This is a genomic window from uncultured Algoriphagus sp. (assembly GCF_963974365.1).
In the GTDB taxonomy this organism is placed as follows: Bacteria; Bacteroidota; Bacteroidia; order Cytophagales; family Cyclobacteriaceae; genus Algoriphagus.
The window spans coordinates 244,394-270,167 of record NZ_CAXBBX010000009.1 but is presented as its reverse complement, the minus strand read 5'-3'; the positions used below and the strand labels follow the sequence as shown (position 1 = coordinate 270,167).

Here is a 25,774-nt window from a genome sequence, read left to right as displayed (position 1 = left end):
CTAAAATTCTAACCAACCTTAAAATTCATTTACACACTTTTCGGGATAGTGTCGGAAAGGAACAGCATTGCTGTTCCTTTTTTAGTTTTACCTCATGATGAAAGCTGTCCAGATTTTGACTTGGTTTCTATTTTACTTCTCTGTAATCAGTCTAATAGCTGGTTTGGTAAGACCAGTTTATGTTTTATGGTTTTTGGACAGAATGAATCGTATTAAAGTCATAAAAATTTATGGGACGGCAGCGTTGTTTGTTGGGGGTATTTTATTATTAATGGAGTATTATATTGAATAGTTGGGATATGTAATTTATAATTTTGAGTTAGTAATAATCAATAAAATATTTCCTGCAATTTTTCGATTTGAATTGGTGATTATAAATTGAATATTTATACTTTTAGAATTGTAATAAACCCAGAATTGAAACAATTCCTTTCCATAGCTCTCTTAGCATGTTTTGCCATGTACCATTTCGGCTACTATGCATTGTATTTTTCTTTTGATCAGCATCTGGAAAATAAGTGGGAGCAAATTATTTATAGTGAAAAATCAATTGATGTTGAAGAGACTTTAATTGAAATACCGCTTTCGGCGCCTTATATGGCTAATCAGGAAGAATTTAAGCCTATAAATACATCTTTTGAAAAGGATGGTCAATTCTTTAGGGCAATCAAACAACGTTATCAAAATGACACGCTACAGATTATAGTAGTGCAGGATACCGCTAGAGGAGTATTGGATAATACAGTTAAGAAATGGATTTCTTTCCTTACAGAAGATGAACTACCTCAAGACTTCGATGGAACGACTTCTATGAAGTTATTTGTCAAGGATTATATACAGTCTGCCCCATTCTTTTTTGAAGCATACGCTAAAGTCACAATTAATTCTGGTTTGATTTTTTTTACTCACATCTACCTCAATCCCGAAAAAGGGATTTTTTCACCCCCTCCTCAGGTTTCATGATTCTATTTTCAGTTCTGATTTCATCTTGTTTCTAAAGGGTTTAACCTTTTGGGAAAGATGAATCTGTATGCTGCTTTTGGCCGGATAGGTTAGAAGGTGGCAATTCAATCAATCACTGAATCAAAAGCTTTCCAAGCAATCGAGTATTATTTAATCTCCTTACAATGAGGAGTATAAAATATATTCGAGACTCAATGCGGCCTTTGATAATTAAAATTTAAACAGATGAAAAACTACTTCAGGACGCTGATTCTCCTTTTTGGAGGATTAGGATTGTCCTATATAACTGTGGCGCAAACCCCTACAGACGGGTTGATGATGCCAAAAGGTGACATATGCTTTCTGCTCAACTACGAGTATGGGCAGTTTGATCACTATTGGGAGGGTGAAACTCTCCGCAAAAATGGAACAATTGCAAAAGTACAGCGCAGAACTACATTGGTCATGGCAGCTTACGGAATCACAAAGAAGTTGGATGCCTATGTAGGTCTTCCTTATGTCAGCACGAATTCGACTACCCCGAACGGTGGGAAATTCGCCGGAACGGATGGAATCCAAGATTTAAGTCTTGGATTGAAATACGAAGCTTTTCGCCGAGAAGGTAAAAAAGGAGAATGGACTGCCTTTGGCTCTGTACTGTTTTCTACACCAGTTTCCAACTATTTGTCCGATTATCAGCCCTATAGTTTAGGAATTGGAGCTCCCCAGATTGCTTGGAGAGCTTTGGTAGAATATGAATGGAACAATGGTTTCTATCTCAGAGGAAATGGTGGATATACTTGGAAAGGATATACCGAAGCTGAGCGTGAGTACTATTATAACGAAGGAAGTTACTACACTGCTTGGATGGATGTACCAAGTGCCTGGACCTATGAAGCAGTTCTAGGTAAATGGTTTATGGATAAATCTTTACGAGTGGAATTGAACTATAACTCTTCCATATCGACTTCGGGTGATGATATCCGGGCATACAATGCGCCTCAGCCTACCAATAAAGTGAATATGGATCGGGTAGGAGCTTTCGCACAATACTTTTTCAAAAAGCCAAAAGGATTGGGTGTAGTAGCGTCTTACTCGCGTGTGATCCACGGTAGAAATGCTCCTGAGATGACAGCGATCAGTGCTGGAATTACTTATCAATTCGGTCTTTTTACTCCCAAAAATTGAACATATGAAATCGAGCATGTCAAATGGGATATTAGTAATTAATGCCTTCCATGCGAGATTCCATAGCCCGCCCCGACTGTTTGGGGTGACCAATAAAAATCAATTATAAACACATGAATATACTTCGACTACCAATAGTATTACTTGCTGTAGCTGTCACAGTGACCAGCTGCACCATGGATTTGGAAACAGAGCTTGCATATGAGAGCTATGAGTTTTCTGGGATAGATCAAGATGCAGGATCATGGAAACCAATCTTAATTTCCGCTGGAAGTGATCTCTCCATAGATGCACCGCAAGCTGAGAATTCCGCAGAGTTTTTGGCAGAAGTAGCAGCCGTGAAATCGACAATAGCTTCGATGTCAGCCGATCAAAAGAGAAATGTAAATCACTGGACTAACAATGCAGTGCTTCGATGGAATGAAGTAGCTCTTGGGTTGATAGCTAAATACAACTTGATTCCAGGGCCGAATGTAGATGAGTCTTACACTTTGCCAAATCCCGCTAATCCAGCTGGCCCACCGGTATTTCCCTTTTCCCACCCTCCATACGCGAGTAGGGCTTTGGCTTACCTATCTGTGGCACAATATGACGGGATGATTTCAGCATGGCACTACAAGTTCCAATATCAAAGACCAGCACCTTACGTAGTTGACACCGACATTCCCCATGCTTATGTATCCAATGATCTGCCTTCCTATCCCTCAGAAGGGGCAGTTTTGGCAACTGTGTCCAGAAAAGTTTTAACTGCCATGTTTCCTTTGGAGGCAGACTATTTGAAAGAGCTAGAGGAACAGCATTTGGAAAGCTTGATTTTGGCGGGAGAAAATGTTCCGAGTGACATAGATGCTGGTAAGAAAATCGGAGAGGAGATAGCAGCAATTGCGCTAGCTAGAGCTGCAAATGATGGAATGAAATACGCTCAGTCACCAAAAGCTGTATCTGATTCCTTGAGAAAGGTTGCATTTGACCGATTTGGATGGCAGTGGGAAAATCTGGAAAGTCCAGTTCGCCCGGTAGGATTGACACCATTGTTCGGACAAGTAAAGATGTGGAACGTGACTAAAGTCGAAGATACTAGACCTCCGGTTCCACCGGCTCCTGGCTCGGATGTCTTTGAGAAAGATATTAAGATTTTGAAAGATTATGCAGATAATATGACTCAGGAGCATAGAAGAATTGCCAATTTCTGGCAAGACGGTCTTGGGACTTACACGCCTCCGGGACACTGGAATGATATAGCCGGGGAGTATATTCTGAAATATAAACTGAATTCTATTCGTACAGCCCGTGCTTTTGCCTACATGAATATGGCGATTATGGATGGAGGAATTAGCTGTTGGGATGCGAAGTATTATTATTATTATCCACGGCCTATTCAGATGATTAAGGATTTCGAGACCATTGCAGGTACTCCAAATTTCCCAAGCTACACTTCGGGACATTCTGTGTTCTCGGCTGCTGCAGCTGAAGTTTTGACTTACCTATTTCCGCAAGAAGGTACAGTTTTTCAGGATTGGGCGGAAGAAGCCGCTATATCTAGAGTATATGGTGGGATTCACTGGACATTCGATGCCACAGTTGGAACGACTCAAGGTAGAAATGTTGCCCTTTACACAATAGAGGCCGCTAAAAAAGATGGTGCAGATAATTAACTATTAGACAATAAGCTCATGCAAAAATATACCAAAATACTAATAGCTACGGTCGCGCTGACTTTAGCCTATTTAAATGCAAGTGCACAAGGATGCGTTGCTATTCGTCAGTTTTCTGGACTCGGAAATGCTGTCGGTCAAGGAAATATCCTCAATAAAGGTGAGTGGAACGTCAGTGCCAATTACCGCTATTTCAAATCGTTCAGGCATTTTCGTGGGACGGAAGAAGAGCACAATCGTCTGACTGATCATACCGAAGTGATCAATAAACAGCATGGTTTGGATATCAATGTCAGCTATGCATTTACAGAACGATTGTATGGGATTGTTTCCTTGCCATTGCAATACAACGAGAGGAGCTCGCTCTATGAGCACAATAGAACCGAAAGACATACATCCTATTCCAAAGGTTTGGGTGATATGAGGATCGGTGCGGGTTACTGGTTGCTTTCTGGCGAAAAAGCTCAGAAGGGCAATACTGCTATTGGCCTTGGAATCAAATTCCCAACTGGAGATTTTGCAGCTACAAGTACATTCTATAGAGGTCCTGAAAGCACACCTACCGAGATGACTGTGGATCAGTCGATCCAACTAGGTGATGGTGGCACTGGTTTGATTGTGGATTTTCAGGGGCTTTGGAATATCGGGAGCACTAACTTCTGGTACTACGATGGGTTTTATATGTTCAATCCTAAGGAAACCAATGGAACTCCTACCAATCGAAGCCGACCAAATGAAGCAATAATGAGTGTTCCAGATCAGTTCGCACTTAGGACTGGTGTTTTCCATTCCTTTGAAAAAATTCATGGTCTGGGAGCGTCACTGGGAGGAAGAATTGAAGGAATTCCTGTCCATGATGCTTTTGGAGGCAGTGAAGGTTTTAGAAGACCTGGCTATATTATTTCAGTAGAGCCTGGAGTGAGCTATATGCTAGGCAATGTGACCGGTACGCTGAATGTGCCGATAGCTTTATTCCGAAATAGAACCCAAAGTGTAACAGATATTGAAAACTCTACTCCAGATAATGAGGTTCATGGCGATGCGGCATTTGCAGATTACCTGATCAATTTCACTGTAGCCGTGAGAATTCCTAAGAAAGTTAAAGAGGTTTTTAACTCACTATAATATTCAGAAAGTCAAAGAGCCTTTGCAGGTTCTTTGACTTCTTTTTTTAAGCTTTTGGTAGCTAAAACCATTAAGGAGATTGCCAAAACGAAGAGAAGTGCCGCGATGATAGAAAGTACATACACTTCGTCTTGGAAATTTTTCCAGGCAAAAAGCCCTAAGGAAGAAAGGGTTACCGTGAACATGAAAAACATGGGAATCGTAACAAAGAGCGCATTGATTTTTTTCTTAATGAGCCAGACAGCTATAGTCAATAGCGCAAGAGCTGCAAGGAGTTGATTGGCTGAACCGAAGATTGGCCAAAGTGTAGTGAATTCACCAGACAACAATAAGAGGATTGAGAAAATAACAACGATTCCCGTAGAGACGTATCGATTTTTAGCCAAAAACTGACCTGCTGCCTGAGGTACATCTTCGAAGTATTCCTGCAAAGTAAATCTTGCCAATCGAGTGCAAGTATCTAAGGTGGTAAGTGCGAAAGCTGATACGGTCAATGCGACAAAACCAACCGCAAACTCTTCTGAAATTCCCAAAGTTGCGATCATTCCACCTAGTCCAGTGGAGAAAAGTGCGACAGGACCTTCGCCTGTAAGTCTTGCTGCATATTCTGATCTGGACAAAATCACAACTGCTCCAACGGAAATAATTGCCAAGAAAGATTCAATTAGCATGCCTCCGAATCCCACTAATTTAGCATCAGACTCCTTATTTAATTGTTTGGAAGTTGTGCCTGAAGCCACGAGAGAGTGGAATCCACTGATTGCTCCACAGGCGATCGTCACAAAAAGTACTGGGAAAATATAACCGAGATTTTCATCAGAAACGTGGATCTCATTACTCATTTCGATAGCAGGATTGGCAATGAATACACCGAGAACAGCGGCGATAATTAATCCATAGAGCAAAAAGCTATTGAGGTAATCACGTGGCTGAAGAAGCATGCCGACAGGAGTCACCGAAGCTAGAAATGCATAAGCCAAAAGCGCCAAAACCCAGATCTTGTAATCCAGCACGAAAGGAAGTTTCATCCCCAGGTACACAAAGAAGTACATCAAGATCACACCTATAACTGTAATGATAATAAATGCGGTTTTCCGATCTCCTATTATTTTATTCACAATTCCGAAACCAACTGCCAATAAAATAAAGAGAATGGAAGCTGAAGCTACGCCAGGATTGGTGACGAAGGTCTTGGCGATAATATCTGCGAAAACACCGATTACTAGGATTAGAGTTGAAAAACTGAAGATAACGAATAGCTGTTTTCCTTTCATCCCAATTTGATTTCGGATGATTACTCCGATTGATTTTCCTTCTGTTTTCAGCGAGGTAGCCATACTTCCCAAATCATGCACAGCGCCGAAAAATATTCCTCCAACTAAGATCCAAATGACCGCAGGAATCCATCCAAAGGTCACTGCGATGATCGGTCCTACGATTGGTCCGGCTCCAGCAATCGAAGCAAAATGATGTCCTAAAACCACAATTGGCTTGCTTGGCTCATAGTCTACGCCATCTCGATGGGTGTGGGAAGGCGCTGGATTTTTATCATTTAAACCGAATTTCCGGTACACATACCTTCCATAAACCTTGTAGGCTATAAATAATATCACTGCGGAACTGAGGAGAAGAACGGCAAGGTTCATGTGTCATTATTTGGGTAAATGTATGTTCTTCAATGAAAAACTTACTCATTAGTATTTGAATTCAAAATAAGGTAAATATTAATCATTGAAAAAGCGATTTTCAATAGGGCTTCGTTTTCCTTTAAAAAGCGGAAATCCTAAGCAATTTTCAAGGAGGTTTTATTTACGGGATTTAACGACTAAATTTGTAACCTTTGACTCGTCAAAAACAACCTAAAAACTCAATATGGCTTGGTTTAAAAGAACTGACAAAGGCATCAAAACATCTACAGCTGAGAAGAAAGATGCACCTGATGGCCTTTGGTTTAAGACCCCCAACGGAAATATCATTCATACCCGAGAGCTCAAGAACAACGCTTATGTATGCCCAGATGATGATTTTCATGTGAAAATTGGTTCGAAGGAATATTTCGAAATTCTTTTTGACAACAATAAATTCAAGGAACTTGATGCTAATATGACCTCAGGTGATCCTTTGAAATTCACAGATACCAAACCCTACGTTTCCCGAATAGAAGCTACGATCAAGAAAACAGAGTTGAACGACGCTGTGAGATCCGCTGTGGGTAAAATGAATGGATTGGACATCGTTATTGCTTGTATGGACTTTAATTTCATCGGAGGATCCATGGGGTCTGTAGTAGGTGAGAAAATTGCCCGTGCTATTGATCACTCCCTAAAGAATAAAATCCCATTCTTGATGATTTCCAAGTCGGGTGGAGCACGAATGATGGAAGCTGGCTTCTCTTTAATGCAAATGGCGAAAACATCTGCCAAGCTTGCGTTGTTAGATCAAGCAGGGATTCCTTACATTTCTATGCTTACGGATCCTACCACTGGTGGAGTCACTGCTTCTTATGCAATGCTGGGCGATTTCAACATCGCTGAGCCAGAGGCATTAATTGGTTTTGCCGGCCCTAGAGTAATTCGTGAGACAATTGGTAAGGATTTGCCGAAAGGTTTCCAAAGTTCTGAGTTCGTTTTGGAGCATGGATTCTTGGATTTCATTGTTGATCGTCGCCAGTTGAAAGGCCGATTGACCACCTTGCTAAACCTTTTAAATAACTAAAAGAGTTACTATTAAAAGGATTTCATTATTCCGGCCAAATTTGAACTGCGATTTGGTCTCTTTTAGTGATTAATAAATATATTTGTGCTCCCGTATTGGGCCAATCCATAAGAAAAATTAAACCAAAATTTCATGGGTTCAGTAATTATCACATCCATTGTAGCTTTTACAGTAATCATATTGCTACTGGTATTTATTCTCCTTTTTGCCCAGTCAAAACTGGTCAACTCAGGGGATGTCAACATTGTAATTAATGGTGACACTAGTTCTCCAATCGTGACTGCAGCTGGTACAACCCTGCTTTCTACTCTTGGAGGACAAAAAATCTTCCTTCCATCCGCTTGCGGTGGTGGCGGAACTTGCGCTATGTGTAAATGCGTGGTCGAAGAAGGTGGTGGAGAAGTTCTTCCTACCGAAGTCGGTCACTTGAGCAGAGCTGAGCAGCAAAGTAACGTCCGCCTCGCGTGTCAGGTGAAAGTGAAAAATGACATGAAGATCCGCGTTCCTGAGGAGATCTTTGGTATTAAGAAGTGGGAGTGTGAGGTTATCTCTAACTACAACGTTTCTACCTTCATCAAAGAATTCAAAGTGAAACTCCCTGAAGGAGAAACTCTTGAGTTTGAAGCTGGTGGATACATTCAGATTGACGTTCCTGTAATCACAGTGAACTTCAAAGGAATGGATATCACTCCGCATCCTGATCTAGGTCACCCAGCAGACGTTTACCAAAGCGATTGGGATAAGTTCGGCCTTTGGGATTTGACCATGAAGAATGATGAGGAGTTATTCAGAGCTTACTCTATGGCGAATCACCCAGCTGAAGGTAACATCGTGATGCTTACCATTCGTATAGCTACTCCACCTTGGGATAGAGCGAATAACAAATGGATGGATGTGAATCCTGGTGTTTGTTCTTCTTATGTATTCTCTAGAGTTCCTGGTGATAAAGTAACTATCTCTGGACCTTACGGTGAATTCCATATTAATCCTACCCAACGTGAGATGGTTTACATCGGTGGTGGTGCAGGTATGGCTCCATTGAGAGCACAGATTTTCCACCTTTTCCATACTGAAAAGACCAGCAGAAAAGTTTCTTACTGGTACGGTGGTAGATCTAAAAAAGAGCTTTTCTATGTACCTCAATTCAGAGACATCGAGAAAGACTTCCCTAACTTCCAATTCAACATTGGTCTATCGGAGCCACTTCCGGAAGACAATTGGAAAATCAAGAAAACTCCGGAAGATGAAGGCGACGGTTACGTTGGTTTCATTCACCAAGTATTATATGATAATTACCTGAAGAATCACCCTGAGCCAGATGAGGTAGAATATTACCTATGTGGCCCTCCTTTGATGAACTCAGCAGTGTTGAAATTGCTAGATGATCTGGGAATTCCTCAGGAGAACATCCGATTTGACGACTTCGGAGGTTAATCAAAAAACAAAAGATCCCGCTTCGGCGGGATTTTTTATTTAAGAACCATTTTTGATTATTTTTACCTTAGACTATCACCCCTTTATGAATATCCAATCTTATTTTGACCCAGTAGCCGAATACCTTTGGCAGAAGAAGTATCAAAACAATTCATTCTTTAAGCAAATCCATTTTTTCGGAGAGGAATTTCCTGATCTCAAAGGTGTACAAATAGCTTTAGTCGGAATCAAAGAAAATCGAGGTTTGGGCAAAGTGGAAAGTGCGGATAGAGGTAGTAGTGAGATTCGTGAGAAACTTTATGAGCTGAAAAAAGGCTTTGGGGCATATAGAGTAGCTGATTTAGGAGATTTGATTTCAGGAGAGAAATTGAGTGACACGTATCAACGAATGCAGGAGGTAGGAGATTACTTGATGAAACATCAGATTCTGCCAATTTACTTTGGAGGTTCGCACGATCTGGACTACGGGCAGTATTTGTCCTACCAAAAAATGAAAAAGCTGGTCAGTCTGTTAACTGTAGATGCCAAACTAGACATGGAAGAAGATGGTCCACTTGCGGATCAACATACACAGGAGATCATTCTTCACCAGCCTAATTTTCTTTTTTCATCTGCCCATCTTGCTTACCAAAGCTTTCTAGTAGATCCATCGCTGATCAATGTGGTGGAAAAGTTGTATTTCGAGCACGTGCGCTTGGGAGAATTAAGAAGTGAGTTCAAAGAAGTTGAGCCTTTGATTCGAAATGCAGATTTGCTGAGTTTTGATTTGTGTGCTATTCAGTCTGCAGATGCTCCAGGAGCGGTAAATGCTGAGCCATTTGGATTGACAGCCGAAGAAGCGTGTCAGATTTGCTGGTTTGCGGGGACAAATGAAAAGCTAAGTTCCATCGGAATATATGGTTACGAACCATATTATGATGATGCTGCAAATAAGACAGCCAAGGTGGTTTCTGTTATGATTTGGTATTTCTTAGAAGGGTTTTACTCGCGCAAGGATAGCCTTTCTTTTAAAAGCAGTGATTATACAAAATATACCGTTTCTCTTGATACCAAACCGAATACCTTGGTTTTCTACAAAAGTAAGCGAAGCGGTAAATGGTGGATGGAGATTCCACATAATGAAACAGAGAAATTTGACCGAGTGAGTACAGTTCCTTGTAGCTATGCGGACTATCAGATGGCTCAAAAGGGAGAAATACCTGAGCGTTGGATCAATGCTCAAATCAAGTTGCTTTGATGAAGACCTACACTAAGCAACAATTAGCGCTTCGAAATGGGCAGGATAAACCTGAAATTTGGGTTGCTTATCAAGGTGTGATTTATGATGTGAGTAGTTCTAGACTTTGGAAGAAAGGCATGCATTACGAGCATTGGGCAGGGCAGGATTTGACTGAGGAATTGCCAGATGCACCCCATACAGAAAAAGTATTTGAGAAATTTGAAGCCATTGGGCAATTAGCATAAATGATTTTAATCGCAGATAGTGGATCCAGCAAGACGGACTGGAGAGTTATTCATTCTGACCATAAAATTAGTCAGCATCGAGGAATAGGTTTTAACCCCTATTATCAAACCTCCGAAGAGATAGGTATTCAAATGAAAGATGACTTTCTGGTTAATCTGGAATCTGAAATAAAGGAAATTTATTTCTATGGAGCTGGCTGCTCGAGTCCTGATAGGAAGAATGAAGTTTCATCAGCACTAAAGACAGTTTTTCCAACTGCTAAAATTAGTATTGATCATGATCTTGCTGCAGCTGCTAGGTCCACATGTGGTCACCTGGCTGGGATAGCTTGTATTTTGGGTACTGGTTCAAACAGCTGTGACTACGATGGTGTTCAAATAGTTGCCTCTCGTCCAGCACCAGGCTACATCTTCGGTGATGAAGGAGGAGGAGGCTATGTAGGAAGAAAACTTCTAAAGGATTTTATCAATGATGAAATGCCAACTGAAATCAAAAAAGAGCTGGTAGAAAACTTTCATCTTACAAATACTGTGATTCAGGAACACGTTTATCAAAAGCCATTTCCTAATCGATACATGGCCAGCTTTTGCAGGTTTATCACTGAGCATAAATCCAATCCCTATTGCTATATGCTCTATTACAATTCCTTTCAGGATTTCTTCAAACAACATGTGATGAAGTATAAGGATTACAGGGAAAAGCCAGTGAATTTCGTGGGTTCTATAGCCTATTATAACAGTGATATCCTTCGTAAAGCTGCCTCAGATGTGCAGATAAATGTAAATTTAATCATTGAAAGCCCCATAGCTGGCTTGACACTTTACCACCAAGAGAACTTATGAAATCGAGCATGACACAAGCCTCACACATTGTGGTGATTAATTCATGCGAAGATTCCATGTGGCCTTAAAAGTCAAATTATATACACATGAAGGTAACTGAAAGTACTTCTCTATATGACAATCTTGAACAGATGGATGTCATTTCTATTCTTCAAAATATTAACCGAGAAGATAAAAAAGTAGCCCTTGCTGTTGAGAAAGTTATTCCGAATATTAATGGATTGATTGAGCAGATTGTGCCTAGGATGGAGAAAGGCGGAAGATTGATTTATATAGGGGCTGGGACCAGTGGTAGGCTGGGTGTTTTGGATGCATCAGAGTGTCCGCCAACCTATGGTGTGCCATTCGATATGGTATTAGGACTTATTGCGGGAGGAGATAAAGCAATCAGGAAAGCTGTGGAAAATGCGGAAGATGATGCGGATCAGGCTTGGAATGATATTCTGGAATACGGCTTTAACGAAAATGATACGGTGATCGGAATAGCTGCGTCTGGTACAACTCCTTATGTAATTGGTGGGGTAAAAATAGCACGGGAGAAAGGTCTTTTGACAGGGAGTATTACCTGTAATCCGGATTCACCGCTTTCAAAAGAAGTAGAGCACCCCATAGAAGCAGTGGTGGGTCCAGAATTTATCACAGGGAGCACACGAATGAAATCAGGCACCGCGCAGAAGTTGATTCTCAATATGATTTCCACTACTGTGATGATTAAGCTAGGGAAAGTGAAAGGAAATAAAATGGTGGATATGCAGCTTTCCAATGCTAAACTGGTACAGCGTGGAACCAAAATGATCATGGAAGCTACAGGATTAGAAGAGGAAACAGCTCACAAACTATTGCTTAGTGAAGGGTCAGTGAGAAAAGCGACTGAGTATTTTTATAAGCATCTGAACTAGATTTCAGAAAACCTTCCAGGTTTACATGATGGAGTAGTGATGAATTATGGATTCCTTAGTCTTTTATAGAAACCTGGAAGGTTTATGAATTAGGAATATTTTTGAATGCAATGATTAGATATCTCAAAAGAGGCTGTATCTTTGCAGCCCGATTAAGGGATTGAAAACCAATCGCTTAATCACACACAATCAATCCAGCAGTGATGCTGCAAATCTATGAGAGATAACAATTCGAAAAAGCCGTTTTTCGGCGAAGGAAAAAAAGATTCCAGCTCTTCCAATTCTGGCCAAAGAGGTGGATACAAAGGGAAATCACAAGGATTCAATAAATCCAAAGATTCTGGATTTTCTAAGTCTGGCTCAGCAAAGAAGCCCTTCAGCACTAGTGAAGATGACTTTTCTGATTTCAATAAAAAGCCAAGAACAAATAAAAAATCAGGGTTTAAAACCTTAGGCGAGAAAAAATTTGGTTCTAAATCGAATTTTGGACCTAAGAAAGACCAAGGTGCTGACTTTACTGAAAAGAAAGATTTTGGTGCTGGCAAGAAGCAATTTTTCGCCAAAAAAGAAGAAGCCGATCGGCCAAAGCCATACAATAGAGATTCTAAAGGAGGTAAGACGCAATCTTCTGAAAAACCAGAAGGACTTATCTACAAAGGTCGGGGAAAGGACCAAAAGCCAGTTTTTGCAGCTGGAAGACCGACCTACAAGTCTGATAAGAAAGAGAACAAGGGTTTCGGTAAGAAGCGTTTTGTAGATCAGGATACCAACGTAGAGCGTCCGGATTACAACTTTGACTCTCTTCCTCAGAAAAAGAAGAAGTTGGAGAATGAGGACAACCTTATTCGCCTAAATAAATACATCGCTAATTCTGGTATTTGCAGTAGGAGAGAAGCAGATTCTTTGATTAGTCAAGGTCTCGTTACACTGAACGGTGAGGTATGTACTGAGCTAGGTCGTAAAGTGAAGAAAACTGACCGTGTAGTTTATCAAGGAAGAAAGATCAATCCTGAGAAGCCTACTTATGTGTTGCTGAATAAGCCAAAGGATTTTATCACTACGACGGATGATCCTATGGATCGGAAGACAGTAATGAACCTAGTAGGAAATGCCTGTGAAGAGCGTATTTTTCCTGTTGGTAGATTGGATAGAAATACGACTGGGCTTTTGTTATTCACTAATGATGGCGAATTAGCGGCTAAGCTTTCCCATCCTTCCAATGAGATCAAAAAGATTTATCAGGTGACTTTGGATAAGCCACTTACTAAGAAAGACGAAGAGGCAATTATCGAAGGTTTAACACTTGAAGATGGCAAAGTAGAGGTAGATGATATGCAAGTTTTATCCTTGGATCGTACGATTCTAGGTTTGGAGATCCACGTTGGTAGAAATAGAATTGTCCGTAGGATCTTTGCCCACTTGGGCTATGAAGTTACTGCGCTGGATCGAGTAGTCTATGCAGGCTTGGATAAAAAAGATTTGAAACGAGGACATTATCGATTCCTTTCTGAGCAAGAAGTGATTCGATTAAAGTTCTTCATATAAGCGAAAAAAGCTCCCAAATCGGGAGCTTTTTTTATGTAAAACCTTTCAATGCTTGCTTCAAATCCCTTTTAGTAATCAGTCCTCCCTTTCTCCATAGGATTTTCCCTTTTTTGAAAAGTATGTAATTAGGGATGGAGCGCACTGCGAACTGTTGAGCCAATTGTGGGCTTTTATCAATATTGATTTTCAGCAACTTAATTTTTCCTCCCAATTCTGTTAATACTTCGTGAATGATAGGATCCATTGTCTGGCAGGGTCCGCACCAGTCTGCATAGAAATCTACTAGGACTGCATCTTGACTCCTACTAATGATATCTTTGGGATTCTTTTTTGGCATAGCTGGAAAACAAAGAAGCCGCTAATTCGAGATCGAGTTAGCGGCTTCTAGTTACTAGTGGTTAATTAATTGGCTGCTGGAGCAGCTGGCATTTCAATACCCAATTTAGTCAATACTAGCTCAGTGAACTTATCTTCTTCTTTAGTGTAAAGAAGGATAGGGGCTTGTCCAGCTGACTCAGCAAAGATATGCGTGTAATTATTTTCGGCTGCTACAGAATTGATCGCATTGATTACTTTAGTCTGAACAGGTGAAAGAAGTTCACCTAGTTTTCTTTGGTAGCTGATTTGGGTATCAGATTCCATTTTTTGTAAAGTACCTTGAAGGTCTGTCAATTCTTTTTCCTTAGCGGCTCTAGCTTCCTCAGTCATTGTCTGAGCAGCTTGTTGGTAAGTTTGTACTTGACGCTGAAAATCTTCAGCTTTTAATTGCATGGTAGTCTGAAGTTGTGTCTCATAGTCTTTGATATCAGCAGCTATTTGCTCCATCTCTGGCATCAAATCCATGATAAATTCCACATTGGTGTAACCAATTTTTACTTCTTGAGCCTGAGCTGCAAATCCTACGCAAAGCAAGGCTACTGCGGAAAGGATAACTTTTACTTTCATCATTTCTGTGTTCTATTTATTTATTATCTTCTATTCCCAATTCCTCCAAGACGAATTCAGAATAATCATGTCTGGGATCTGTATAGATAATTGCCGAGGGTTCGGCGGCTTTATCAAATAACATAGCCAGGTTATTTCTTCTTGTCATTCGCTCAATAGCATCATATATTTTCGATTGTAGCGGTTGCATCAGTTCTGCTTGTTTTTGGAAGTACTGACCGTCTATTCCGAATATTCTACTATTGAATTCTTGGGATTCTTGTTGTTTCAATTTTATTTGTTCCAGCCGTTGCTGATACATTTCCTCTGTGAGAAGAACTTCCTCTGCCTTTAGCTGCATGGTGAGTTCTTTGATCTCTTTATCCAAATTTTGTGCCTCTTTCTTCCATTCCGTGCTGATGTTTTCCAGCTCTTGTTGGATTACTTTATAGTCTGGATGTTTATTTAGAATATATTCCGAATCAATGTAACCTATCTTCTGAGCTGCCAAAGGTGCTGCTTGAAGCACAAAGAGCAGCAAAAATACAATTTTCAATGATTTATTCATGAGTTTGGGAAGTTAACATTAGCTTGATTTTTTAGCATTCTTAGAATGCCAAATTTTGCATAAATTAACTATTCCCAACTTTAATTCCATGCTTATCGAATTTGCTGTCCTATAGTAAAGTGGAATTGTGACCCGCTTCGTTTAAGCTCCCCAGGAACTCTATCGAATCCATAGCCCCAGTCAATGCCTAATAGACCAAATGCTGGCATAAAGATTCTAGCTCCCATCCCAGCTGATTTCTTCAAATCATAAGGATTGAAATCTTTGTAAGATCCCCAGTTGTTTCCCGCTTCAGCAAAACCAAGTAAAAAGATGGTTGCCGATGGGTTTGGAGATACCAAGTATCTCACTTCCATAACGTACTTATTGTAAACAACACCTCCATATGGTTCTGGATTGGCCGTACCTCTGGTCAGTTTACCCGGTGTGATAGACTGGTTTTCATAGCCTCGCAAACCGATGATCTCCTGCCCCAAGGCGAAGTTGTTCATAGACATCCCGTCACCACCCATTACAAATCGTTCCAAAGGAATTATACCGATTTTTTGGCTATAAGACCCTAAGAAGCCCATGTGTGCCCTTGCGCTTGCTACTAATTTTGTAGAGCCAAACAATGGTGTGTAAACAGATGCATCAAACATCCACTTGTGATATTCAAGCCACTTATATTTTTCCTGATCAGTTGACTCATCATTTATATTCTTATTCAAAGAAGAATAAGGTGGAGTGAAAGCAGTTGATAAGATTATATTAGAGCCAAATCTTGGATAAGTTGGATTGTCAAGGTTGTATCTCGCAATGGTGGTATTCCAGGTAATACTATTTGAAGTACCGGTAGGGTAGCTCAATCCAAATGAAGTACCAAATTGGTCAAACTCATAAACCTGGAACTGTAAGGAATTACTTATACTAAAGTTATCATCAGGCCAGGTCACACGCTTGGCTAATCCTAAGGTTACACCGGTGATTTTGAAGAAACCTAGCTCGTCGCCAAAGCTCGCTTGATTGTAGAAGTCCACTTGTCGCTGTACAGAGTGGTTGAATGAGAAGCTCAAAGCATTCGGCTTTTTGCCACCAAACCATGGTTCAGTTAAGGATACTGAGTAGTTCTGAAATGAACGGCCATTGGCTTGAACTCTAAGCGATAGCTTTTGCCCATCTCCTACAGGAAGGGGATCCCACTTGGAGAAATCCTTGATGTTTTTAATCGAGAAGTTGTTAAAGGAAAGTCCTACAGTACCTACGAATCCGTAGAATCCACCCCAACCGCCGGACAATTCGATCTGGTCATTTGGTCTTTCTTCTAGCTCAAACGTAATATCTACAGTTGCTGCTTCGAAATTTGGTCTTAGATCTGGATTGATTTTTTCCGGGTCAAAATACCCTAAAGTAGAAAGTTCACGGATCGTACGAACCAGAAGTTCTCTGTTGAATTTTTGTCCTGGGAGAATTCTGATTTCACGCATGACTACGTGATCAGAAGTACGTTCATTACCCTTGATGTTTACTGAGTTCACTGTGACTTGTGGTCCTTCAAAGATTCTCATCTCAAGATCTATTGAATCTCCAGCTACATTCACTTCCACTGGATCAATAGAGAAGAATAAGTATCCATCATTTTGATACAAAGAACTGACATCGTCACCTTTTGTCGGATCGTAATTCAGCCTTTTGTCAAGCTGTTCTTTGTTATAGACATCACCTTTTTGAATTCCAAGTTTAGCTTGTAATACCGGGTCTGGATGGATAAAGTTTCCGTTAAAAGTGATATTTCTGTAGTAGTACTTTTTGCCTTCTTCCAGAGCGATATCAATGTTGATTTCATCTTTACCAAAGTTATATACTGAGTCAGCTACGATTTTAGCATCGCGATATCCCCTGCTTTGATAGAAATTGATGACGTTATCTTTATCATTCCTGTATTCTTTAGGGATGTATTTTGAGCCATTGAAGAAATTCAATTTGAAGTTCTTGTTGATGTAATCTTTTACATCCTGATTAGAAGCAGAGTCTGTATAAAGAATTGTGTTTTTAATATCTTCACCACTAGCGTTAGTCAGTCGTGAGAAGCCATCTTTAAAAACACTTACCCGAGCATATTCTTTGGTCTTTTTAAGCTTCTTCTTAAGCTTGGTGTCATCCAGTTCTTCGTTGCCGTAGAATTCGATTGCATTGATTTTAACCTTGGAATTTTGCTCCACATCGAAAATCAATTTCACAGAATTAGGAAGTGTAGTATCTCTTTCCTGCTTGATTTTCACATCAGCATTCATGAAGCCTTTGTCTAAATAGTATTTCTCGATATTTCTTTTGGCATTATTGAGAACATCATCTCGCACTACTCGGCCTCTGATATTTACTTTGTCTTTTAGTTCACTTTCCTGAGTTTTGTTCATCCCCCTGAACTCTACACGTGAGAATCTAGGTCTTTCTGTAAGATCCAGAAGAAGAGAAATATCTTCGCCTTCAATTTTGGTCACCAAGATTTTGACATCTCCGATGATTCCTTGGCCCCAAAGCTTTTTCAACGCATTGGATATAGCATCTCCTGGCACCTCGATTCTATCATCTACTTTCAATCCGGAAAGGGAAAGTATGGCGATTTCATCTAAGGTGGTGAGACCCACAGCTTTTATTTCTGCGATTCTATAGGTTTGGGGCTTAGCGTAATTCAGCTCCAAAATATCGATTGGCTTGCTTGAGGCATAGCGACTTTGGCCCAAACGTATTTGCGCCATTGCTGAACTTGCCCAAACTAGACAAAACAGAATCAGTAAACTTTTTTTCATTAATTACTTAAGATTTAACTTGCTCACCCGTTTTGCCGAATCTCCTTTCCCGTGATTGGTAATCGGATACTGCAGCAAAGAGGTGCTCTCTTCTAAAATCCGGCCATAGCACAGGTGTAAAATACATCTCTGTGTAAGCCAATTGCCAAAGTAGAAAATTGCTTATTCGGTACTCGCCACTCGTTCTGATCATTAATTCAGGATCAGGATAGTTGACGGTTTCCAAATGGTCAGCCATTACTTTTTCTGTAATGTCGGCCACATTCAATTTTCCTTCTGAGACTTTTTGAGCAATGTGTTTCGCTGCATGGGTGAGCTCCCAGTGACCGCTATAGCTTAACGCCAGGATCACTTTGAGTCCAGTATTTTTAGAGGTAATTTCCTTTACCCTCATCAGCGTATTGTAAGCTGATTTGGGGAGGCTTTCTACGTTCCCAATACTTTCTAATTTGAAATTGCCATTCATCAGCATCGGAATCTCGTCAGACATAGTCTTCACAAGAAGCTCCATCAATCCATCGACTTCAGCTTTTGGTCTTGACCAATTCTCCGTTGAGAAAGAGAATAAAGTCAGGTATTTAACTCCTAGACTGTCAGCTCCTTCTATAGCTTCCCTAACTGCTTTAGTAGCGTTTTTATGACCAAATATACGCATAGCACCTTTTTTCGTGGCCCAGCGTCCATTGCCGTCCATGATAATCGCGATATGCTTTGGGATGTTATTACTGTCAGATACTTCCTTCATTCCAGCCGTCTCCGGTTCCTTACTTTTTTGGAGGTACAAAAATGCCATTTCTTTTCCAAATATTAGCCCTAGGGCTCGATTTATTAATATGCGTAGCATTTGGTAGTCGTGATAGTATAGCTGATTGTTACGCCTAAGAAATAGTACCAATCCTTGTCGTAAGCATTACCAAAGTTAATTCCATAGGGTTGATCTGGGTTATCAGGATCAGGAAACCTGGGAATGGTTGGTTCTTTACTATCTATTTTGTCTAAGTAGTCTGTAAAGGTAGGCCGAAAGCCTAATTCTGCTGCTAATGTCCATCGTTCATCAATCTGGTACTTGACTCCTCCTCCAAAAGGAATGACTACTGTTCCCAAATTATATCTTGAGGATACATTATATTGGAAAGTATTCCCTTTTGCGAAAACAAATGTATAGCCAACACCAAAGAAAGCATATGGTGAGAAGCGAAACTCAGAGCTTAGCGACAGATAATCGAGGAAGTTAAATTCCATTACCGCCGAAAACTCCAACACTCCAGCTCTAAACCTGCCGTCCCTAAGGTATGCTAATTGATCTATAGGCTTAATACTATCTGCTCCATATAGGAACGCAGCATTTCCCCCCGCTCTAAGCGACCACACATTGTCAAAATTTCTCCTGCCAAACAACGTGACTTGGGACCCTAATTGGCCCGGATCAATTTTCCTGATGATGTCACCTGAATAAGCAGCGACTCCTACGCCTCCTCCTATATCGTATTTCTGTGCGCTGATTTCTCCGTTAAGCCCGAAGAAAAGCAGCGAGAATACAAGTAAGTAGTTGGAAATCTGAAAATTGACCTTTTTCAAGACGATGCAAGATATGAAGTACCTAACGTTTAAAAAACGCATTTGAGTATTTAGCGGGTTAATAATTGTTAAGCTCAAATTGGCCAAATTCATTAAACTTTAATTCAGTTTCTCATGTCAAAACCCCAATTCAGCTTTTGTCTAAGAGTATCAAAGAAATGATAATGAGGCAACTTTACCAATTTTGCTGAAAAGCTCTCTTTCTTCACACTCAACTTCACTTCTGAGGAAATTGACGTAGATCGTGAGTCCAAAGATATTAAGAATTTCTCTGCCCTTCCCTCTATTTCAAAACTGATCTCACTTTCGTCCGAAACTATAATAGGCCTCACATTTAAATTATGCGGGCTAACGGGTGTGATTACTAGGTTTTTAGCTTCTGGTGAGATTAATGGGCCTCCACAGCTAAGTGAGTAACCCGTAGAACCTGTAGGAGTGGATACAATTAATCCGTCAGCCCAATAGCTGTTCAAATATTTTCCGTCAATGTATGTGTGAACTGTAATCATCGAAGAGGTATCCCGTTTATGTATGGTGAATTCATTCAAACCGAAATTCAATCCATTAAATAGCTTTCGATGACTTTGCAGAGATATTAAAGACCTGGTTTCTAGTTGGTAGTTGTTATTGGCCAAGTCAGCTATCGCATCGGCTATTTTTTCTGTCGCAACTGTGGCCAGGAAACCTAATCTGCCCGTATTAAGTCCTAGAATTGGAACTTCTAGCTCACCTACTTGGCATACAGCATCGAGCAGGGTACCATCTCCTCCTATGGAAATCACAAAATCCATAGCAGCCATATCTTCCCGACTTTCGAGAACCCAATAATTCAATGCTTTATGGCCATGCATTCGTAATTGCCGATCAAATTGTTCGGTGGCGAAAATTTCGAACTGCTGCTTTGTAAGCTCGTTGAAAAGTGACTGTACGTCTGAAAACAATTCTGCTTTCAACGCTAAGCCATGAAGGGCGACTTTCATGTCCTAAATATCTAAAAATCTTAGCAAGTTACCGATTCTGTCCTCTTCGCTACTCACGCCACTTTCTTCCTGATAATGGTCTATAATTTTATAGCCAAATCGCTCAAGCGTTGCTTTGACGTGTCGAAGTTCGGGCTGATCGAGTTTTAAAGTGAGTTTGATCTTATTATCGTCTAATGGATCATCCGTAATAAATGAACTCAACACTTTGGTGTTTTCTGTTTCTATGATTCTGGAGATTTCCGCCAAGCTATAATCAGTCATGCTCATAGATAAGATAAGGACGCTTCCTTGGGATTTTATGGAAAGGCTATCTGCAAATGCAGCTATTGAATCCTCCATGGTCACTACTCCCAGGTAGTTTGATTCTCTGTCCAATACTGCTACGATACTAGAATTTTGCTCAGAACTTACTCTTAACACGTCGTAAATATGCTTGTCAGAATAAACCCAGCAGCTTGGATTTGCAGGTTCAATTTCAGCAATTAGTGTCTCGGGATTGTTGACTTCAAAAATTGTTTCCTCCTTTATCAAACCTAGAAAAATCCCTTTGTTAATTACAGGTAATACGTCAGTTCTGATTTCCTCCATCCATGCCAAAGCCATTCCCGTTTTATCAGAAAGCTTCAAAGGTGGGATCAGATTGTTGATGTATTCGTAGGCGTGCATAGAAGAAAGATAGGGAATGAATTTAAATTATGAAACGTGGGCCTACCTATTCTTGTTCCTTTCGGTCGAAATAAACAGGATATTCTCCCTTTTTAAAGGAAAAAATTATTGTAAATAATGCCAAGTACGACACCTCCAGCAATGATTACCGGGGATGAGATTTTTGTAAATTGAAGCAATACATAAGTGCCTAGAATAAACAGGATGTTCAAGCCGTTTGCTTCAAGGGGTTCAAAAAGCAAGTAGGCAGCAGCGATTAGCATCCCACAAGAAACGGCGTTAATTCCTTCTAGTGCAGCTCGTACTGGGCGATATTTTTTCAATTGATCCCAAAACCGGATTACAAAGAAAATGAGAAAAATCCCTGGTAGGAAAATCCCAGCTGCGGCAATAAAACCACCCATGAAAAATCCTGCCGTTCCAAATTCTTTCATAGAAAGTGCGCCCACATAGGATGAAATACTAAAGGTAGGACCAGGAATTCCTTGAGAAATTGCATAGCCTGTAAGGAATTCCTCTGAGCTTAGGAAGTGTTTGAAATCGACAAACTCAGTATATAGATAAGGAACTAGCACCTGACCTCCTCCAAAGATTAGGCTTCCGTTTCTATAGAAGTTCTCAAATAAGATAAGTGGTTGATACTTGGTAATGGCACCTAATCCCGCTGCTACAACCAATACTCCAGCCCATAGATAGAAATTTGCCCATTCTATTTTCAGTGGTTCGTCTTTTTCTAATTTAGGCTGTTGCTTGTACTTGATAGATGTACTGAGCCCACCTATAAGTAAAAGAACGGGGAAGATATAGGGAGAGCTATAGAAGAATGAAACGAAGGCAGAAATCAGTACCAATACCATCGCTTCGGTAGTTTTGATCGTTTTTCCGATTATTTTTTGCGCAGCAAAAATGATAAAGCCAATCGCCATTGGCTGAATGAATCGTGCAAAATCCAATGCTCCAGGAGTATTTTCCTGTAAGAAATAGATGAGCATTGCTGCAAAAATCATGAGTAGTGTGGCTGGCAAGATCCAAACTAAGAGCGCTAGATAGGCTAGATTTGGTCCTCCTACTCGAAAGGCAATCGCACACACAAGTTGGGTGGAAGATGGGCCGGGCAGCATATTACAAAGTGCATTCAGCTCCCATAGCTCATCCTCCAAAATATAGGCTCTTCTCTTCACCATTCGCTCCAGAAGCATAGCAAGAAATGCTTGCGGGCCACCGAAGGCAGTCAGAGAGAGCATAAGAATGTCTTTCAAAAATAAATAATATCGGACCTTCTTAACCGACATCCTTACTTTCTTAGCCCAAGTTCGCGAAGACGCTCTTCTAAGAATTCGCCAGCTGTAGAATCTTCAAATTGTTTAGGATGGACGGCATCGACACAGCTTTCTAGGCAGGTAAGATCCATTTCTGACCGAGGATGCATAAAGAATGGAATAGAGTATCTGCTCGTGTTCATCTTTTCTCGCGGAGGATTTACTACTCGGTGTATGGTAGATTTCAATTTTTTATTAGTCAACCGCTCCAGCATATCCCCCACATTCACAACCAATTGGTCTGGAAGGGCAGTGATTGGGATCCACTTTCCGTCTTTTCTAAGTACTTGAAGTCCATCTGCACTTGCTCCCATTAGCAAGGTGATCAGGTTGATATCGCCGTGTTCGGCCGCTCGCACAGCATCCGCAGGCACTTCATCAGGGTTTTCGATGGGGAAATAATGGATTTGTCTTAATATAGAATTTCCGTAAGCGACTTTATCCTCGAAGTAATTTTCATCCAAATCCAATGAAAGAGCAATCGCTTGTAGCATGGCCTTGCCAGCACTTTCTAGCGTGCGAAAGGCCTCATTGGCGTCATTTTGAAATTCAGGAAGCTCGGTAGGCCATATGTTAGCAGGGTATTCAGATTTGATTGGATCAGAATCTGGAATTCGGCTGAGCTCTTGCCCTACATGATAAAATTCCTTTAAATCTCCTGTATTTCTGCCTTTGGCATGTTCTTTTCCCTTTCCAGTATAGCCGCGTTGAAAACCGATTTCTGGTTTCTCGTAGTTGGACTTGACCGCATCTGGAAGTTTGAAGAAGTCCATTATAGATCCGTAGAGTCTATCTTGGAGATCTTGCGATAAGCCATGGTTTTTGATAGCTACGAAGCCAATGTTTTGGTAAGCTTCTCCGAGCTTCTGTACAAATGCTGCCTTTTGGGCAGGAGTGCCAGCTGTAAAATCAGCTAAATCTAAGCTTGGGATCTCATCAAATAGGATTTCCATGTGTGGATGTATTATAGTTCTAGGTCTAATTTATCTTTAAAAATAAATATCTTTAATCTCAATTTACATGCTGTATGAATAAAATACTGACTTTACTCCTTTTGATTTGTGTTTTCTCGGCTTGTTCTTCTGAGAAAGAAAGAGTTAATGAGGAAATAGTAGATCTTCCAACAGGCCAAGATCCATTGGAGCCTTCCGCTCCACAGGTGAAATTTTTCCAATATGAGGATCAAGCAGCATTTCCCGACGCTATTCTTGAATTATACACCCCTTTAGGAAATCAGATTTTTAAGCCCGGAAAAGTGCCATTCGAATTTAATGTCAAAAACTTCCCCTTTGATTTAAATGAAACTAAGGACTTTAAGCTTTTCAATATCTTAAATGGAGGAGATCCTGCTGGTTTTTATTCTCCAATCTTCCAGCGCGACTTAAAAGAAGGAAGCTATAGAGTGGTGGCTTATTTGGTAGATGAAGAAGGTTTAGCATTGAAGAATTTTGGGAATTACGTGGACAGGGATTTCCAAGTTGGGAATTCCAGACCTTTCCCGTATTCTGCTGAGCCTTATTTAGCTTTGAATTTTCCTCGCTCAGAACAGGAGTATGAGCCTGGAAAAGAAGTAATTATTGATTTTTTGGTTGTAGGAGGTGATATGAAGTTGGACGGATTGAAAGTTGCAATTGAAGTAAATGATTTGGCTTATGAAATTGACCACATGGCTCCTGTCAGAATCGAAAATCTACCTCCAGGTGACTACCAAGTGAAAGTGAAATTACTCCGCTCTGATGGAAAAGAGCTTGACGGACCATTTTCAAGTGTGAGTAAAGACATCATTGTTCGCTAACATGGTTATCTTTGAGGCTTCAATTTCAACCAAGTTAAAATGCTTTTAGTTAATCAGATTCGTGAAAACTTTGCCGGTGTACTTGCCGGACTTCAAAAGAGAAATTTCCCAAATGCAGAGGCTGTCTTAAATCAGGCAGTTGCTCTTGATGAATTGAGAAAAGCCACTCAGTCGGAGCGTGATCAGATTCAAAGTGAATCAAATGCTATTTCAAAAGAAATCGGAACGCTTATGCGTGAGGGAAGAGCCGAAGAAGCAGTCAAGATCAAAGAGAAAACGGCTGAGCTGAAAATTCAAGTGAAGGATCTTGAAGAACAAAACTCAAAAGCAGAAGCTGATTTAATCGCCTTACTTTATACCATTCCTAATATCCCACATTTTTCTGTTCCTGCAGGGAAATCTGCTGAGGACAATGAAGTAGTCTTGGAGAATGGCGCTATTCCTACGCTGTATGAAGGCAAGCTTCCTCACTGGGACTTGATCAAAAAATACGATATCATCGATTTTGATCTAGGCAATAAAATTTCTGGTGCTGGATTTCCAGTATATAAAGGAAAAGGGGCGAGGCTGCAGCGAGCGTTGATTAATTTCTTCCTGGATGAAGCACTCGCGCAAGGTTATTATGAGATCCAACCGCCAATCTTGGTAAATGAAGACTCAGGCTATGGAACTGGTCAACTTCCAGATAAGGAGGGGCAAATGTATTATGCAGGCGCTGATAACTTGTATTTGATTCCAACTGGTGAGGTTCCAATCACCAACATTTACCGCGATGTGATTCTTTCTGAAAGTGATCTGCCTATCAAAAACGTGGGGCATTCTCCATGTTTCCGTAGAGAAGCAGGAAGCTGGGGAGCTCATGTGAGAGGATTGAATAGACTTCACCAATTTGACAAAGTGGAGATCGTGCAGATTACCCATCCTGATAAATCCTATGAGACACTAGAAAGCATGAGCGCTTATGTGCAGGGACTTTTGCAAAAGCTGGAATTGCCTTATCGTGTTTTGAGACTTTGTGGAGGTGATATGGGCTTTACGTCTGCGCTGACTTATGATATGGAAGTATTCTCTGCAGCACAGGAAAGATGGTTGGAAGTTAGTTCTGTTTCTAACTTCGAAACCTATCAGTCGAATCGCCTGAAATTGCGATTCCGTGGGGATGATAAAAAAACTCAATTAGCTCATTCACTGAATGGTAGTGCATTGGCATTGCCTAGAATAGTAGCTTCCATCTTGGAAAACAATCAAACTCCAGAAGGTATCATGATGCCAAAGGTGCTTCAGCCTTATTTAGGATTTGATAGGATTTGATGATAAGGAGATATTTACTATTCTAGAGATA

At 40.6% G+C, this 25,774-nt stretch carries 24 protein-coding genes; 13 read left to right on the top strand and 11 right to left on the bottom strand.

Annotated elements, in window-relative coordinates; all coding sequences use genetic code 11:
- Positions 1-417 precede the first annotated feature (417 nt).
- The 4 genes from AACZ87_RS14110 to AACZ87_RS14095 all read left to right on the top strand — a co-directional run bounded on the left by AACZ87_RS14110 (position 418) and on the right by AACZ87_RS14095 (position 4,910).
- Positions 418-963 (top strand): hypothetical protein, encoded by a 546-nt coding sequence (locus AACZ87_RS14110; RefSeq protein ID WP_339868101.1) that lies wholly within the window; start codon positions 418-420, stop codon positions 961-963.
- Positions 964-1,188: 225 nt separating this feature from the next.
- Positions 1,189-2,130: a transporter gene (locus tag AACZ87_RS14105; RefSeq protein WP_339868100.1), complete on the top strand. Its 942-nt coding sequence runs from the start codon at positions 1,189-1,191 to the stop codon at positions 2,128-2,130.
- 113 nt (positions 2,131-2,243) lie between these two features.
- Positions 2,244-3,785, top strand: a complete 1,542-nt coding sequence (locus tag AACZ87_RS14100) for a phosphatase PAP2 family protein (protein WP_339868098.1) — start codon at positions 2,244-2,246, stop codon at positions 3,783-3,785.
- A gap of 18 nt (positions 3,786-3,803) precedes the next feature.
- Positions 3,804-4,910: a hypothetical protein gene (locus AACZ87_RS14095; protein WP_339868096.1), complete on the top strand. Its 1,107-nt coding sequence runs from the start codon at positions 3,804-3,806 to the stop codon at positions 4,908-4,910.
- A gap of 11 nt (positions 4,911-4,921) precedes the next feature.
- Here the strand turns inward: AACZ87_RS14095 and AACZ87_RS14090 are convergent, their stop codons facing one another.
- Entirely contained in the window at positions 4,922-6,556 is a 1,635-nt protein-coding gene (locus AACZ87_RS14090; RefSeq protein ID WP_339868094.1) for a carbon starvation protein A, read from the bottom strand.
- Positions 6,557-6,782: 226 nt separating this feature from the next.
- Between AACZ87_RS14090 and accD the strand changes: the two genes are divergently transcribed.
- The 7 genes from accD to AACZ87_RS14055 all read left to right on the top strand — a co-directional run bounded on the left by accD (position 6,783) and on the right by AACZ87_RS14055 (position 13,810).
- Positions 6,783-7,625 (top strand): acetyl-CoA carboxylase, carboxyltransferase subunit beta, encoded by an 843-nt coding sequence (gene accD, locus AACZ87_RS14085; RefSeq protein WP_192347777.1) that lies wholly within the window; start codon positions 6,783-6,785, stop codon positions 7,623-7,625.
- 132 nt (positions 7,626-7,757) lie between these two features.
- Positions 7,758-9,059, top strand: coding sequence for an NADH:ubiquinone reductase (Na(+)-transporting) subunit F (gene nqrF / locus AACZ87_RS14080; RefSeq protein WP_339868089.1), 1,302 nt, complete (start codon positions 7,758-7,760; stop codon positions 9,057-9,059).
- 85 nt (positions 9,060-9,144) lie between these two features.
- Complete coding sequence (locus tag AACZ87_RS14075; RefSeq protein WP_283413671.1) at positions 9,145-10,296, top strand: formimidoylglutamase; 1,152 nt, start codon at positions 9,145-9,147, stop codon at positions 10,294-10,296.
- Positions 10,296-10,523, top strand: a complete 228-nt coding sequence (locus tag AACZ87_RS14070) for a cytochrome b5 domain-containing protein (RefSeq protein WP_339868086.1) — start codon at positions 10,296-10,298, stop codon at positions 10,521-10,523. Before AACZ87_RS14075 ends, AACZ87_RS14070 begins: the two co-directional genes overlap by 1 nt.
- Entirely contained in the window at positions 10,524-11,366 is an 843-nt protein-coding gene (locus AACZ87_RS14065) for an N-acetylglucosamine kinase (protein ID WP_339868085.1), read from the top strand.
- Positions 11,367-11,452: 86 nt separating this feature from the next.
- Complete coding sequence (gene murQ, locus AACZ87_RS14060; protein WP_339868084.1) at positions 11,453-12,265, top strand: N-acetylmuramic acid 6-phosphate etherase; 813 nt, start codon at positions 11,453-11,455, stop codon at positions 12,263-12,265.
- A gap of 216 nt (positions 12,266-12,481) precedes the next feature.
- Positions 12,482-13,810 carry a pseudouridine synthase gene (locus AACZ87_RS14055; RefSeq protein WP_339868083.1) on the top strand — a complete coding sequence of 443 codons (1,329 nt, stop codon included), beginning with the start codon at positions 12,482-12,484 and terminating at the stop codon, positions 13,808-13,810.
- A 31-nt stretch (positions 13,811-13,841) separates the two neighbouring features.
- Here the strand turns inward: AACZ87_RS14055 and trxA are convergent, their stop codons facing one another.
- From trxA to AACZ87_RS14005, 10 genes are all read right to left on the bottom strand, one after another.
- Positions 13,842-14,147 carry a thioredoxin gene (gene trxA, locus AACZ87_RS14050; RefSeq protein WP_339868081.1) on the bottom strand — a complete coding sequence of 102 codons (306 nt, stop codon included), beginning with the start codon at positions 14,145-14,147 and terminating at the stop codon, positions 13,842-13,844.
- 65 nt (positions 14,148-14,212) lie between these two features.
- Positions 14,213-14,758, bottom strand: coding sequence for an OmpH family outer membrane protein (locus tag AACZ87_RS14045; protein WP_339868079.1), 546 nt, complete (start codon positions 14,756-14,758; stop codon positions 14,213-14,215).
- Between the two features lie 13 nt (positions 14,759-14,771).
- Positions 14,772-15,302 (bottom strand): OmpH family outer membrane protein, encoded by a 531-nt coding sequence (locus AACZ87_RS14040; protein WP_339868077.1) that lies wholly within the window; start codon positions 15,300-15,302, stop codon positions 14,772-14,774.
- Positions 15,303-15,394: 92 nt separating this feature from the next.
- Positions 15,395-18,091: a POTRA domain-containing protein gene (locus AACZ87_RS14035; protein WP_339868075.1), complete on the bottom strand. Its 2,697-nt coding sequence runs from the start codon at positions 18,089-18,091 to the stop codon at positions 15,395-15,397.
- Positions 18,092-18,098: 7 nt separating this feature from the next.
- Positions 18,099-18,884: an isoprenyl transferase gene (locus AACZ87_RS14030; RefSeq protein ID WP_339868074.1), complete on the bottom strand. Its 786-nt coding sequence runs from the start codon at positions 18,882-18,884 to the stop codon at positions 18,099-18,101.
- 35 nt (positions 18,885-18,919) lie between these two features.
- Positions 18,920-19,669, bottom strand: a complete 750-nt coding sequence (locus AACZ87_RS14025; RefSeq protein WP_339868073.1) for a DUF6089 family protein — start codon at positions 19,667-19,669, stop codon at positions 18,920-18,922.
- Between the two features lie 104 nt (positions 19,670-19,773).
- Positions 19,774-20,649, bottom strand: a complete 876-nt coding sequence (locus AACZ87_RS14020) for an NAD kinase (protein WP_339868071.1) — start codon at positions 20,647-20,649, stop codon at positions 19,774-19,776.
- Between the two features lie 3 nt (positions 20,650-20,652).
- The gene (locus AACZ87_RS14015) at positions 20,653-21,318 is read right to left on the bottom strand and encodes a CBS domain-containing protein (RefSeq protein ID WP_339868069.1); all 666 of its coding nucleotides are present in this window, start codon (positions 21,316-21,318) and stop codon (positions 20,653-20,655) included.
- A 92-nt stretch (positions 21,319-21,410) separates the two neighbouring features.
- Complete coding sequence (gene chrA, locus AACZ87_RS14010) at positions 21,411-22,610, bottom strand: chromate efflux transporter (protein ID WP_339868067.1); 1,200 nt, start codon at positions 22,608-22,610, stop codon at positions 21,411-21,413.
- A gap of 2 nt (positions 22,611-22,612) precedes the next feature.
- Positions 22,613-23,590, bottom strand: a complete 978-nt coding sequence (locus AACZ87_RS14005; protein WP_339868066.1) for a 2-oxoglutarate and iron-dependent oxygenase domain-containing protein — start codon at positions 23,588-23,590, stop codon at positions 22,613-22,615.
- Positions 23,591-23,664: 74 nt separating this feature from the next.
- On the opposite strand from AACZ87_RS14005, the gene AACZ87_RS14000 reads away from it, so the two are divergent.
- On the top strand, positions 23,665-24,432 hold the full coding sequence (locus tag AACZ87_RS14000; protein WP_339868064.1) for a hypothetical protein: 768 nt from the start codon (positions 23,665-23,667) through the stop codon (positions 24,430-24,432).
- A gap of 39 nt (positions 24,433-24,471) precedes the next feature.
- Positions 24,472-25,743 (top strand): serine--tRNA ligase, encoded by a 1,272-nt coding sequence (gene serS / locus AACZ87_RS13995; RefSeq protein WP_339868063.1) that lies wholly within the window; start codon positions 24,472-24,474, stop codon positions 25,741-25,743.
- Positions 25,744-25,774 lie beyond the last annotated feature (31 nt).

What these genes read in the sequence shown, in the direction of transcription:
- AACZ87_RS14105 (WP_339868100.1), top strand. Translation starts at nt 1,189, where the DNA reads ATGAAAAACTACTTCAGGACGCTGATTCTCCTTTTTGGAGGATTAGGA.
- AACZ87_RS14100 (WP_339868098.1), top strand. Translation starts at nt 2,244, where the DNA reads ATGAATATACTTCGACTACCAATAGTATTACTTGCTGTAGCTGTCACA.
- AACZ87_RS14095 (WP_339868096.1), top strand. Translation starts at nt 3,804, where the DNA reads ATGCAAAAATATACCAAAATACTAATAGCTACGGTCGCGCTGACTTTA.
- AACZ87_RS14090 (WP_339868094.1), bottom strand. Translation starts at nt 6,556, where the DNA reads ATGAACCTTGCCGTTCTTCTCCTCAGTTCCGCAGTGATATTATTTATA.
- accD (WP_192347777.1), top strand. Translation starts at nt 6,783, where the DNA reads ATGGCTTGGTTTAAAAGAACTGACAAAGGCATCAAAACATCTACAGCT.
- nqrF (WP_339868089.1), top strand. Translation starts at nt 7,758, where the DNA reads ATGGGTTCAGTAATTATCACATCCATTGTAGCTTTTACAGTAATCATA.
- AACZ87_RS14075 (WP_283413671.1), top strand. Translation starts at nt 9,145, where the DNA reads ATGAATATCCAATCTTATTTTGACCCAGTAGCCGAATACCTTTGGCAG.
- AACZ87_RS14070 (WP_339868086.1), top strand. Translation starts at nt 10,296, where the DNA reads ATGAAGACCTACACTAAGCAACAATTAGCGCTTCGAAATGGGCAGGAT.
- AACZ87_RS14065 (WP_339868085.1), top strand. Translation starts at nt 10,524, where the DNA reads ATGATTTTAATCGCAGATAGTGGATCCAGCAAGACGGACTGGAGAGTT.
- murQ (WP_339868084.1), top strand. Translation starts at nt 11,453, where the DNA reads ATGAAGGTAACTGAAAGTACTTCTCTATATGACAATCTTGAACAGATG.
- AACZ87_RS14055 (WP_339868083.1), top strand. Translation starts at nt 12,482, where the DNA reads ATGAGAGATAACAATTCGAAAAAGCCGTTTTTCGGCGAAGGAAAAAAA.
- trxA (WP_339868081.1), bottom strand. Translation starts at nt 14,147, where the DNA reads ATGCCAAAAAAGAATCCCAAAGATATCATTAGTAGGAGTCAAGATGCA.
- AACZ87_RS14045 (WP_339868079.1), bottom strand. Translation starts at nt 14,758, where the DNA reads ATGATGAAAGTAAAAGTTATCCTTTCCGCAGTAGCCTTGCTTTGCGTA.
- AACZ87_RS14040 (WP_339868077.1), bottom strand. Translation starts at nt 15,302, where the DNA reads ATGAATAAATCATTGAAAATTGTATTTTTGCTGCTCTTTGTGCTTCAA.
- AACZ87_RS14035 (WP_339868075.1), bottom strand. Translation starts at nt 18,091, where the DNA reads ATGAAAAAAAGTTTACTGATTCTGTTTTGTCTAGTTTGGGCAAGTTCA.
- AACZ87_RS14030 (WP_339868074.1), bottom strand. Translation starts at nt 18,884, where the DNA reads ATGGCATTTTTGTACCTCCAAAAAAGTAAGGAACCGGAGACGGCTGGA.
- AACZ87_RS14020 (WP_339868071.1), bottom strand. Translation starts at nt 20,649, where the DNA reads ATGAAAGTCGCCCTTCATGGCTTAGCGTTGAAAGCAGAATTGTTTTCA.
- AACZ87_RS14015 (WP_339868069.1), bottom strand. Translation starts at nt 21,318, where the DNA reads ATGCACGCCTACGAATACATCAACAATCTGATCCCACCTTTGAAGCTT.
- chrA (WP_339868067.1), bottom strand. Translation starts at nt 22,610, where the DNA reads ATGTCGGTTAAGAAGGTCCGATATTATTTATTTTTGAAAGACATTCTT.
- AACZ87_RS14005 (WP_339868066.1), bottom strand. Translation starts at nt 23,590, where the DNA reads ATGGAAATCCTATTTGATGAGATCCCAAGCTTAGATTTAGCTGATTTT.
- AACZ87_RS14000 (WP_339868064.1), top strand. Translation starts at nt 23,665, where the DNA reads ATGAATAAAATACTGACTTTACTCCTTTTGATTTGTGTTTTCTCGGCT.
- serS (WP_339868063.1), top strand. Translation starts at nt 24,472, where the DNA reads ATGCTTTTAGTTAATCAGATTCGTGAAAACTTTGCCGGTGTACTTGCC.